Raw genomic sequence first — 11,931 nt, 5'->3', positions numbered from 1 at the left:
TTTTCCACCTAAAAAATATAAAAAACTATCAATTTGTACAGTCCTATTATCGATTCCTTTTCTCGTATTAGAACTGTATAAAAGAATAGCAGACCAATTTTGAAATGTCAAATTGGTCTAATAGAAAATTTGGATCTTTATAAAAGCTTAATAAAATAAAAATGAGACTAACTAAATGTTAGTCTCATCGGCTTCGCTGACTCTCATTAATTATTAAAGAAAGTATCTTTAACAGCATTGATGACCGCAATTTTATCATGGGCATAGGTTAGACCGCCTTGCATATATACGGCATAAGGCGGACGGACCGGACCATCGGCAGAAAACTCAATTGTTGAACCAGAAATGAAATTGCCGGCTGCCATAATAACTTTGTCTTCATAACCTGGCATGTGGTAAGCTTCCGGTTTTACAAAAGAATCGACAGGTGAATTCTTCTGAACCTCCTGAACGAATTGCTGCATCTTCTTTGGATCACCAAAAATAATGGTTTCAATTACGTCGCTGCGGGTTTCATTCCATTTTGGCGTAACCTCCATCCCCATTTTTTCAAACAAAGCAGCTGCGAAAATCATGCCTTTCTCCGCCATACCAGTGACATTAGGTGAAATAAAGAAGCCTTCATAAAAGTCATGCAAATTATCGAGCGTAGCTCCTTCATCCGTGCAGCCTGGTGCAGTCAATGCGATTTTGGTATTGGCAATCAAATCCTTTTTGCCGACAATATAGCCACCTGTTTTTGCGAGGCCACCACCAGCATTTTTAATCAAAGAACCAGCCATGAAATCAGCACCATATTCCGTTGGTTCATGCTTTTCAGAAAACTCGCCATAGCAGTTATCGATGAAAATCAAACTCTTTGGTGATACCTTTTTGACGAAAGCAATCATTTCTTTAATTTGGGCAACAGTGAAGGTCTTTCTTGTAGCGTAGCCACGTGAACGCTGAATAGCGACGATTTTAGGCTGATCGCGCGTTAAAATTTTTTCTGCTTGCTCATAATCAATCAGACCTTCCGAAGTAAGCGGAACGTAGGAAAACTTGACCCCACGTTCCATTAAAGTGCCCCGCTTTTTTGGCGTTAAACCAATTACTTCCTGCATGGTATCGTAAGGCATCCCGGTCAAATAAGTCAGCGTTTCACCGGCATTCAAGTTTCCATTCAATGCTGTAAACAAAGTATGAGTACCGGAAACAAATTGCGGACGGACAACAGCGTCTTCAGTTTGAAATACTTCGGCATAGATTCGATCCAGCTTGTCTCTGCCGGTATCATCATCGCCGTAACCCGTAGTCCCGTTTAAATCAGCCTCTGCTACTTCTTGATCCTGAAAAGCTTTAAGCACCTTGGCCTGGTTATAAACAATTTGCTCATCAATTTCTGCCAGCTTAGGCGTAATTTGTTTGTCAACTTCATTCACTAATTTTTGCAATTTTTCTGGTAGATCAAACATTTAACCATTCCTCCACTTTTTTTAAAATCTTCTTATCACAATCGGGATCGTTTAAAGGATCGAACCACTGAACAGGCAATTTATTTCTAAAATACGTCAGCTGCCGCTTAGCGTAGCGCCGTGATGAAGTCTTCAACTGGTCAATGCATTCTTCAAGCGTTTGCTTATGCTCAAAATACGGGAAAAACTCCTTATAAGCAATGGCCTGCAATACTTGATATTCCTTATCCCGATGCTCATAAATAAATTTAGCTTCATCCAAAATCCCAGCATCCAGCATTTTATCTACACGGTGGTTGATGCGCGCGTAAATTTCGCTGCGATTAGAATTTAAGCCAATGATCAAATAGTCATATCGCGGCGGAATACTAGTCTGTTGTTCTGAAAACTTCTTGCCCGTTCGCTCGATAACCGTTAAGGCACGCAAAGTGCGTCTGGCATTTGCCACCGGAATTTTGGCTGCGGCCACTGGATCTTTTTGCTCCAGCAGCTGCCACAGCTTTTCCGGACCATTGCGAGCTAAATAATCTTCCCACTTTTTAGTTACGCTGCTTTCTTCCGCTGTTTTTTCACCCAGCTGCATCTTATTCAGCAACGCGTTGACATAAAAACCTGTGCCGCCAACGACCATTGGTAAACAATGCTGAGCAGCAATTTCGTCAATAGCTGCGGTTGCCTGATCAACAAAATCTTTAACCGAATAATCTTCAAAAACGGAACGAGTATCGACCAAATAGTGTTTAACTGCTGCTTGTTCATCTTCTGTTGCTTTGGCCGTACCAATTGCGACTTCTTGATATATCTGCATTGAATCGCCAGAGACGATTTGAGCGTTCAATTTTTTAGCCAATTTAATTGCCAGATCTGTTTTGCCAATTGCGGTTGGACCAACGATCGCCAATACCTTTTTCATATTTTCTCCTAATAGCAAAAAAGGCTTGAGAATCACTATCTCAAGTCTTTTGAATTAATATTTTGAACTCTTGGTTCTGCCATCCCATTGTTCAAAGCCATCTTTAAGCCAGTGAATTGATGAAAACTTCTTTTTCTTTAATAATCTAGCGGCACGCAAAGTGATCGACAATGAATCTGAATACAAATATACCGGTAAATCAGGACGAAGTTCTTCATATTGATACTTAAGCATGGTATAAGGCAAGTTGCGCGCACCATCAATATGCTTCCGCTTAAAGGCTGCTTTTTCTCTTAAATCAACAATCTGTGCCTTACGCATCCCGGCCTTAAATTCATCATTATTTAACTCGCCACCGATGCTCTTAGCTTGAAACTTGTTCCAAGCCCAAACAATTACAAAGACTAAAATGATTGCGATTAAAATAACATCTAAAATAATTAAAAAATTCGACATCAGTTAAATCGTCCCTCTAAAAAATCTTATATATTTCATAATAACGCTAAAGCGCTTGCTTTGCTATCACTTTTTGCCTTTTGCATCTCGCTCTTTGCGTTCTTCATATTCATGTTCACGCTGCAGAATCATTTTAGCAATTAGATAGTCGTGCTGATCCAGCAAATTCGTATGGTAAATATTATCTAATTCAATGGCCATCAGTTCAATATCCCAAATTCGCTTGCCAACATGGACCAAAACGCCATATTTTTCAAGCAGCTGTTGAACATCGTATAAGTTTTTCATCATCAGAAAGAAATCACCATTCCTTGTCTAACTGTTAATATAATATAAATGATAGCAATAGCTGCAGCGATAACCCGCAACTTGGTATTGTAGCCTTTGCCTAAACGATCTCCGCTCATCATTGCCAGTAAAAATCCAGAAATCAAGCCACCGATATGACCGTAAATATCAATGTTTGGCAAGAAAATATCAATAATCAAGTTCAAAACAGCCAATACTAATGCTTGACGACCAACATAAGCTACTGCTGGATTAGCACGGTGACGAATACCCAAAGCAATAACGGCACCAAATAAACCGAACAAAGCAGTTGAGGCACCAGCGCCGATGCTTTTATCGGAACCAAAAGCTAGGCTTAACAAATTGCCGCCAACACCAGACAGCAAGTAGATCAACAAGAAGCGCCAATGACCCAGCATTGGTTCAATAATCAAGCCCATGTAGTAAATCATGACAATATTGGAAACCAAGTGCCAGATGCCAATATGCAAGAACTGAGCTGTAATAAGACGCCACCATTGATGACCTGCTACTACGGCATAATTGTTCATTGCACCTAATTTAACCAAGGTCGCGGTGTTTTCTGAGCCACCCATAAAAGTTTCGACTAAAAACATCGCAATACAAATAAATACCAAAACAAAGGTACAAAAAGCTGGTGGAATTTGTCGTTTTCTTACCATAATATCCTCTTTTCTAAATTTTTAATCAGCAGTAATAATTTTTTCTACAGGAAGATCGTGATCCTCAATTGGCCAGGTCGCTGTCTTAAAGAGCATTTTAGAATTTGCTAAAGCAATTGTTCTTACTTCTGAATGGCTTGCGATAAAACGGTCATAATAACCGCCGCCAAAGCCCAAACGTTGCTTGCTATCCTCAGCAAATGCTAAACCAGGCACGAGAATTAAATCCAACTCATTGTTGATTTCAGCATCTGGATCAGAAACCTCTTCTACTCCGAAGGCTGACTTTTTTAATGGGCTACGATAAGTATAATGAACAAAATTCATTTTGTGCTCTGGACCAGGGACTACCTTGGCCAAATACACATCCTTACCCAGATCCCACAAGTGGGCAATAATCTTAGAAGTATCAATTTCTATTGGCAAGGAAGCCGTAATTCCAATCGTTTGCGCTTGATGAATTAAATCAACCTGGCTTAAATTCTTAAAAATCCTTTGATCTTCTTCTTTTTTCTTCGGGTTCGTTGCAAACTCGGTTAAAATTTGTTTTTGCTCTTCTCTTAATTCTTCTTTTTTCATTCTACTCCCCGGTGATAACAAAAAATAGCAGGTAAATAACCTGCTATTTTGGTTTAATTACTTAGTTTCACGGTGAAGTGTTACTCGTCTTTCAACTGGGCAATACTTCTTTAAGGATAAACGTTCCGGATGCTTACGCTTGTTCTTCTTAGATAAGTAACTTCTATCGCCACATTCGGTGCATTCCAAAATGATGTTATCTGCCATTTCTTTCACCACCTACAATTTTTTATTCTGACTGTATTAGAATAGCATTTTTTAGCCACTTTGACCAGTACTTTTTATTTGTTTGCAGCGAAGTAGTCTTTAACCATTGCTTTGGCAACTTGCAAAGTGTAAGTTCCTTCCATGTTTGGATCAAGTCCTGGGAAAATAACCGCAATCGCAAGTTTAGGATTCTTCGATGGTGCATAACCAACAAAAGTAGCATTAATCAATTCTGGTTGATTCTTCTTGTTTGGATGATCAGGGTCGTAGTAGAAGGTCTGAGCAGTACCAGTCTTACCAGAAATTGAAGGCTTAACATTCTTCAATGGGTGAGCAGTACCCCAGGCATTGGTACCATGAACAACTCTGTAGAAACCAGTTTGAATGATGTTCAGCTCCGCCTTGCTCCAAGGAATTTGCTGTTGGACAACCGGCTTCTTGTTGTAGTTGATATAGATCTTCTTACCATTGGAACTGGTTTTACCAATTCCTTGAACGATATATGGCTGCATCCGGTAGCCACCATTGGCAATCGTTGATACATATTGCACCATTTGAATTGGCGTATATGCATCATAGTTACCATAGGCCAAGTCAAGAAGTGAACCTGAAAGGATTCTGCCCTGACTGTCAAAACTCTGACCTTCAATTCCGGAAACTTCGCCAGGAAGGTCAACACCGGTCTTTTGGCCTAAGCCAAACATTGCAAAGTTCCTCCGCAAAACATTGAAGGCATCATTCGGCATTGAAATATAAGTCTTAGGTACATATTTTGCCTTTACCCACTTAAGTGCCAAGTGCATCATGTAAATGTTACTTGAAACTTCCAGAGCAGTTTCAGCATCCAAGGAGCTGAAAGTACCAACAGGATAAACGGATTTCTTCACAGGTGATCCTGGCAAATAAATTGGCGTATCAGAAAGGGTATTGCTTGTTGGCGTAATTACATTATTAAGCAAGCCGCCGGCAACCGTCGCACCCTTAACAGCAGAACCCATAACGAAGGACTGGTTGATTACGCCAAGGGCATTATCAGTAACTTTGTTTGTTTTTACGTTATGGCTTAATCCAGTAATTGCAAGAAGTGCCCCAGTTTTTGGATTCATCGCTACTGCATAAGCACCAGAAGAATATTTAGCAGCTCCAGCTGAAAGTGCGGAAGCATAAACCGTCTTCAAGGCTGCTTGAACTTGCTTCTGATACTTGGCATCAATCGACAGCATCAAGCTTGCTCCGGCTTGACCTTTATAAACCGTCTTGGTTTGCTGAATACCGCCATTACTTTTAGTTTCAACTTCAATTTGAGACTTGGTTCCTTTTAACAAAGGTTCATATTCTTTTTCAAGATATGAAGTACCTACCCGGTCGTTACGTGAGTAACCTTGCGCCAAGTAGTACTGCAAGTTGTCACTTGGCAATCCGGATTTTTCGGTAGAAACAGAACCAATAATACTTTGAATTGATGAGCCGTTTGGATATGAACGTTCCCAGTCGGTTCCGATACCAACACCAGGCAAATCTGAAAGGTGTTCACCCACTTGGGCCAATTCCTTATCAGTTAAGCCCTTATTCTTAATATAAATGGTTGATAAAGTGTAGGCACCAGAGATCTTGTTAAAGATCAAAGCTGCTGTTTTTTGCCGTTTGGTAAATTTGATCTTTTCTTTTTTAACTTCTTTAATCAAATTCTGGGTAAGTTCTGTTGAGGATACATTGTTGCCTTTTTCAGATTTTGGCAATTTTGCTTCGATTTTAGTAGAATTAGCAGTATCCGCAAGATAATATTCAGCCAATTGCTCTTGCGTTGGCTTTTCATCAGTAATGCTGATGTAAGCACTCAAGGCAGTGGAAATCTGATAGATCTGCTTGGAAGAAGTTGATGCACCCTTGGTATAGGTAATCGCGTTATTTGCTTTATTACCTACCAATACTCGGCCTTTGGAGTCATACATAACTCCACGAGGCACCTGGTTGGAAACAACAGTTGAGTCATTCTGAGCTACTTCAGACTTAAAGCGCGATCCATAAGCCAATTGCAAATAGGCTAATTGACCAATCAAAAGCGCAAAAAGGATAAAAATAATCCCAAGAATGATTTTCATTCTGGTTGGGGTTGAGGCTTGTTTTTTAGAGCCTGTCCCACTATTTTTTCTAAAATAATCCACGTTGATCGTCCCTTACTAAAACTGCAATTATTTTAACAAAAAGTTCGCTGTAATTCTAATATTCTAATGGAGCTTAGATAAATTTTAAAATGTCATTCAAAAAATTTATAAATCATAAATCTGCAGGATACTTTTTCAGTTTTATTGTTCCCTGTCTAACCTTATTTATTTATTTCGCTGTTAATCATTATAACGTTTTAACAGTTGATCTTGGACAACAATATGTCGATTTGCTTGCCTTTTTGCGCAGCAATTTATTCACGCATCCCACTAAACTGATATACAGTTTTCAAAATGGGCTTGGCGGTTCGATGATCGCGACAGATGCCTATTACCTGCTTAGCCCTTTCAACCTTGTGCTGTTTCTTTTTCCTAAAAGCCAATTGCCAATTGCAATTTTAACTATCATTAGTTTAAAATTCGGTGCCAGCGGACTTGCCTCATTTTATTATTGGCATCGCGAAAAAGGCATCGGTTTCTTTTACAGCTTAGCGGCAAGCTGGGCATATGCGCTATCAGGCTACATGGTCGCCAACTACTTCAACTTGATGTGGCTGGATTCAGTAATTCTTTTGCCACTATTAATTGCAAGTATTGATCACGTATTGCGTGGGGGAAAAAACCATTTGGTTCTAATCACCTTTTTATTATGGTTCACCAACTTTTACACAGGCGTGATGACGCTATTCTTTGGCCTGCTCTATTTGCTTACCCAGATCTTTTGGTTAAAAAAATCAGAAAGACTATCACGTTTTTGGACATATCTCACACGAAGCATTGTCGCTTCGTTCTTAGCAGCTTTTGTCCTGTTTCCCAGCTTCTTTGAGCTGCTCGCAAACAAAGCTTCAACCAAGGTAAATTGGACCTTCTCCTGGCAATTCAACCCCGTTTTAGAACTTGGAAAATTAGCTGACGGCAGCTACAGCTTTCATGAAATGGAAAGCGGCATGCCTAATCTTTTCTATACCATGCCCTTTTTGTTAGCAACTATCCTCTACTTTTTGAGTCGCCGGTTCAGCTGGAAAAAGAAGCTTGCTAACGGATTGCTGCTGCTCTTCCTGCTGCTCTCATTATCATTTACGCCATTGGTCTTATTCTGGCATCTCGGACAGTTTCCAGTTTGGTATCCCGGTCGCTTCAGCTTTGTACTGATCTTCTTCTGCTTGAATTTGGCATTAGCTTATTTGCACACTGAACAAAATCCTAAATTGTGGCAGCGAATTACCGTTGGCGTAATCGCCATTTCCTTAGTGAGTTATTGGTACTTTGCACAAAACAGCTTTACCTTCTTTACCCAGACCAATCTGATCACATCAACGACCTTTATCGTGCTGGGCTTGCTATTCTTTTTCTTTATCTTTGCACAACACCATCTTGATAAGCCTTTTTTTGCAGCTGTCGTCGGAATTGAAGCCATTGCAAGTCTAATTTTGTCACTGAATAATCTTTCCTTTCAAAAAAATTCCGCTTATCAAAAATTTGCGCAAAATTCATTGCAAGCAAGTTCTTATTTGCAAAAAATTGATCCGACCCTCTATCGAACTGAGAAAACCTTCTCTCGTTCAGATGAGGATCCTTTTACAGCTAATTACAATGGACTGTCCAGCTTCAACTCCGTCACAGATCAACGGGTCTTAAAATTATTGGCAAACTTGGGCTTTTTGCATAACAGCAATTCTTACACCAATAACGGCGGCAGTTTGATTACCGACGATATCTTTGGCATTAAGTATTACATCCAACCCAACTATGCTAGCGACCATGTTTCTTCACAAGCCAAAATGGCTTTTGACAATGACAATCATCGGATTGATATTGATTCTTATGCCGTTAAAAAAGAGTTCAAGCAGCTACTGGTGTCAAAAAATTCAACCGCACTGCCCCTCATATTCATGGCGCCAGTGAATAACCAAAAGCTGACTTTCAACGGTGATGAACCTGCCTACAATCAACAAAAACTCCTTCAAAATATCATTGGCAAGAAGACAATTTTCTTCCAACAGATTCCATTCCCTAAGCCTACATTAAGCGGCTCAGTCTATTCCAAAATTTCACGGCAATATACTAAGAAAAAGAATGCAAAACAGAGCAAGATCACTTTCAGCATTCCGCTTAAAAATAATGACGCTTATTATCTGCAGCTGCCTTCAGGTTTAGACAACACGCAAATGTCGCTTTACGTGAATAATCAAGAAGTTGATTTAACTGTTCGTGATGAGCAAAGCCACCTCATTAGTTTGGCTCACAATCAAAAAGGAACGAAATTAATTGTAACGATGGTCATGAATCAAATGGATTTGGATCTGAGTCAAATTAAACTATTCGAATTGAACACTACAAAGCTAAATAATGCTATCAAAAAATTGAAGCTGAACGCACCAAGCGTTTATCAAAATGGTTTAAAGCTAACAACTTCAACTTTCACCAGCACGAAAAAGCAAAGACTGTTAACAACAATTCCTGCAAGCAAAAATTGGCTTGTTTTTGACAACGGCGAACGACTAAAAAGCAGTCAATTTGCTAGTGCCTTCATGCAGGTTGAATTAAATAAAGGCAAGCATCATCTGACATTTATCTATGTGCCATGGCTGCTTTTAGTTGGAATTTTATTGAGTATTTTGGCATTAATTTGCTTAAAATTGTTTTTCCACTAGACTAACCTTTACCTTTTGTAATAAAATGAATGCGTTAACATTTTAAATAGAAAGAAGAGTGAATTATGGCTCTCAAATACCAAATTGGTGTAGACGCTGGTGGTACCCACTCTACAGCTATCGCTTATGACATGGATGGTAAAGAACTTGGCCGTGCAGAAGGCGGCCCAGGCCAAATTAACGCTGACTACGAAGGTGGTATTAACAATATCGCCGATGTTGTTAATGATTTAATGAACAAGATTGATGGCGACTGCATGCGCGTTTTAGCCGGAATTGCTGGTTTATCAGTTGTTGGCAACGCTCCAGAAGTCGCAGCAACAATTTCATCAAAGATCAACAACTTGCCAACTCGTGCAATCACTGACTCACTTTTAGCCCTCTACAATGGACTTGAAGGTGATGATGGTGCCGTGGTTATTGCCGGTACCGGTTCAGTATTCAACGGTTTGCAAGATGGTCACTTGATCTCTGTCGGCGGTTACGGCAATATTTTAGGTGACGAAGGATCCGGTTATGCAATCGCAGTTGCAGCTATGAAGTCAGCCCTTCTCAGCTGGGATAAACGTGAAGACAACGCTTTAATTCCAATGTTCACTAAATTATTCGGTGTTGAACATATGGACGATTGCAACGCTAAATTCTACCGGATGTCTAACCCTGAAGTAGCCAGCATGGCTGTCCACGTTGCTAAGCTTGCTGACAGTGGTGACAAAGATGCAACCAGGGTTATTAAGGATCAGGCTCATTTATTAGCTCGCGATATTATCATCGGTCTTGATCGTTATGAAGATCCAAAGCCAATGAAAATTGCTTTAACCGGTTCAGTTTTAGCTAAGAACGAAATGATGCGTGGTTTGATTGAAGATGAAGTCAAGACCAAGTATCCTGACGCAACCTTCTCAGTTTCAAACGGTGAAAATGCTCGTGGCGTTATCTTCGACAAGAGTAAGGATTACCGTTACTTCACCAACCACGAAGACAGATAATCAACAGAAATCAATAAGAAAACGGTTAGGACGTTTGTCCTAGCCGTTTTCTTTTATTCAAAATTATTATTTCTTAAGGCTTGCCAAATGTTCCTTAATCTTGTTGGCAGATTCGGTTAATTTGGTATGTTCTTCATCAGTAAGCTTCAATTGAATTAATTCTTCGATCCCATCACGACCAATAATTGCAGGGTAGCCAATATAAGTCTTGAATTCTGGGTCATAAGTTGAAACTGGTGCAAACAATCTAGCATCTGAGAAGACTGCTTGAACCAATCTAACTGCACAAGTTGCAATCGCATATGAAGTATAGCCCTTGCCAAAAGCAACTTTGAATGAGTTCTTATTTGATTGGGCACTGATCTTATCTTGATCTTCTTCGCTGAATAATTGCGAAGCAATCTTATTGTTTACACGGACCGTTGACCAAGCAGTAAATTGTGAGGAACCATGTTCGCCCAAAACGAAGCCTTCAACATTTTTTGGATCTTGCCCCAACTTTTCACCAACAATTCTTTGCATTCTGGCAGTATCAAGAAAAGTACCTGTACCAAATACTCTATTCTTCTTCAAGCCAGTGGTTTCTTGCAAGATTTGAGAAACGGCATCACAAGGATTTGAAATATTAATAATAATACCTTTGAAGCCGGTCTTCTTAATCTTCTCACCAACTTCTTTGGCATTGGCTGCGTTCAAGTTAAATTCGCCAAAACGATCGCCAGTCTTAACGGAAGCATCAATATCACCAAAAGAGGTAACAATAATTTCGGCATCCTTCAAGCCATCCCAATCTTGCATTTTGACATCAACATAATAGTTGTTGCGTGCCAAAGTATCATGCAAGTCATTATATTCAGCTGAAGCCTTCTTTTCATTTTTGTCGATTAAAATTAATTCATCAGCAATTCCATGGGTAAAAAGAGTATAAGCTACAGTAGCACCAACGTGACCCATTCCGATAATTCCAATTTTTCTCATTTTAAAAACCTTTCTAGCAAAAAGGGACCAGGCTTCACTCCTGATTCCTTTTCATTAAGCTTCAACTTTGTTAATAACAACGTCAAATTTACCACCAGGAGTGGTAATTGATACTGTTTCGCCCTTCTTCTTGCCAATTAAAGCTTGGGCAATTGGTGAATCGTTAGAGATCTTGCCGTTAAGTGGATCTGATTCATCACTACCTACGATAGTGTAGGTTTCAGGATCGTCTTCACCAACTTCAGTATAAGTAACAGTCTTACCAACAGCTACTTCATTAGGATCAACAGAATCTGCATCAACAACTTGTGCATATTTAAGCATTTCTTCTACTTGTGCAATTCTGTCTTCTACGTGACTTTGCTCATCTTTTGCGGCATCATATTCTGAGTTTTCAGACAAGTCACCGTAAGAACGAGCAACCTTTATTCTTTTAATAACTTCTGGACGTTTTACTAATTTTAAGTCTCTTAATTCTGCTTCAAGCTTTTCTTTACCTTCAGCAGTCATTGGAAATGATTTTTCTGCCATTGAACATATACTCCTTATTTTGACGAAATAAATC

Annotated in this window: 12 protein-coding genes; 2 read left to right on the top strand and 10 right to left on the bottom strand. The window is 39.6% G+C overall.

The window, feature by feature from the left end; genetic code table 11:
- Positions 1–206 precede the first annotated feature (206 nt).
- The 8 genes from D0Z64_RS02455 to D0Z64_RS02420 all read right to left on the bottom strand — a co-directional run bounded on the left by D0Z64_RS02455 (position 207) and on the right by D0Z64_RS02420 (position 6,745).
- Positions 207–1,454: a methionine gamma-lyase family protein gene (locus D0Z64_RS02455; protein WP_080881254.1), complete on the bottom strand. Its 1,248-nt coding sequence runs from the start codon at positions 1,452–1,454 to the stop codon at positions 207–209.
- On the bottom strand, positions 1,447–2,367 hold the full coding sequence (gene miaA / locus D0Z64_RS02450) for a tRNA (adenosine(37)-N6)-dimethylallyltransferase MiaA (protein ID WP_040456897.1): 921 nt from the start codon (positions 2,365–2,367) through the stop codon (positions 1,447–1,449). Before miaA ends, D0Z64_RS02455 begins: the two co-directional genes overlap by 8 nt.
- Positions 2,368–2,421: 54 nt before the next feature.
- On the bottom strand, positions 2,422–2,823 hold the full coding sequence (locus tag D0Z64_RS02445; protein WP_006351573.1) for a rhodanese-like domain-containing protein: 402 nt from the start codon (positions 2,821–2,823) through the stop codon (positions 2,422–2,424).
- A 66-nt stretch (positions 2,824–2,889) separates the two neighbouring features.
- Complete coding sequence (locus D0Z64_RS02440) at positions 2,890–3,111, bottom strand: YqgQ family protein (RefSeq protein WP_080881890.1); 222 nt, start codon at positions 3,109–3,111, stop codon at positions 2,890–2,892.
- A gap of 2 nt (positions 3,112–3,113) precedes the next feature.
- On the bottom strand, positions 3,114–3,794 hold the full coding sequence (locus D0Z64_RS02435) for a rhomboid family intramembrane serine protease (protein ID WP_080881253.1): 681 nt from the start codon (positions 3,792–3,794) through the stop codon (positions 3,114–3,116).
- Positions 3,795–3,815: 21 nt separating this feature from the next.
- Complete coding sequence (locus tag D0Z64_RS02430; RefSeq protein ID WP_006351576.1) at positions 3,816–4,373, bottom strand: 5-formyltetrahydrofolate cyclo-ligase; 558 nt, start codon at positions 4,371–4,373, stop codon at positions 3,816–3,818.
- A 57-nt stretch (positions 4,374–4,430) separates the two neighbouring features.
- Positions 4,431–4,580 carry a 50S ribosomal protein L33 gene (gene rpmG / locus D0Z64_RS02425; protein ID WP_006351577.1) on the bottom strand — a complete coding sequence of 50 codons (150 nt, stop codon included), beginning with the start codon at positions 4,578–4,580 and terminating at the stop codon, positions 4,431–4,433.
- A gap of 74 nt (positions 4,581–4,654) precedes the next feature.
- The gene (locus D0Z64_RS02420; RefSeq protein ID WP_080881252.1) at positions 4,655–6,745 is read right to left on the bottom strand and encodes a peptidoglycan D,D-transpeptidase FtsI family protein; all 2,091 of its coding nucleotides are present in this window, start codon (positions 6,743–6,745) and stop codon (positions 4,655–4,657) included.
- An 89-nt stretch (positions 6,746–6,834) separates the two neighbouring features.
- Here D0Z64_RS02420 and D0Z64_RS02415 point away from each other — a divergent pair, with 89 nt between their 5' ends.
- Both D0Z64_RS02415 and D0Z64_RS02410 read left to right on the top strand, forming a co-directional pair.
- Complete coding sequence (locus D0Z64_RS02415) at positions 6,835–9,399, top strand: YfhO family protein (protein ID WP_006351579.1); 2,565 nt, start codon at positions 6,835–6,837, stop codon at positions 9,397–9,399.
- Between the two features lie 65 nt (positions 9,400–9,464).
- Positions 9,465–10,388 carry an N-acetylglucosamine kinase gene (locus tag D0Z64_RS02410; RefSeq protein WP_080881251.1) on the top strand — a complete coding sequence of 308 codons (924 nt, stop codon included), beginning with the start codon at positions 9,465–9,467 and terminating at the stop codon, positions 10,386–10,388.
- A 66-nt stretch (positions 10,389–10,454) separates the two neighbouring features.
- Here D0Z64_RS02410 and D0Z64_RS02405 read toward each other — a convergent pair whose 3' ends face one another.
- Complete coding sequence (locus tag D0Z64_RS02405) at positions 10,455–11,366, bottom strand: L-lactate dehydrogenase (RefSeq protein WP_006351581.1); 912 nt, start codon at positions 11,364–11,366, stop codon at positions 10,455–10,457.
- A 54-nt stretch (positions 11,367–11,420) separates the two neighbouring features.
- Positions 11,421–11,897, bottom strand: a complete 477-nt coding sequence (gene greA / locus D0Z64_RS02400; RefSeq protein ID WP_006351582.1) for a transcription elongation factor GreA — start codon at positions 11,895–11,897, stop codon at positions 11,421–11,423.
- Positions 11,898–11,931 lie beyond the last annotated feature (34 nt).

Source organism: Lactobacillus amylolyticus (genome assembly GCF_003999355.1).
GTDB lineage: Bacteria > Bacillota > Bacilli > Lactobacillales > Lactobacillaceae > Lactobacillus > Lactobacillus amylolyticus.
The sequence above is the reverse complement of the archived record's forward strand: the minus strand, read 5'-3'. Positions and strand labels throughout refer to the sequence as shown.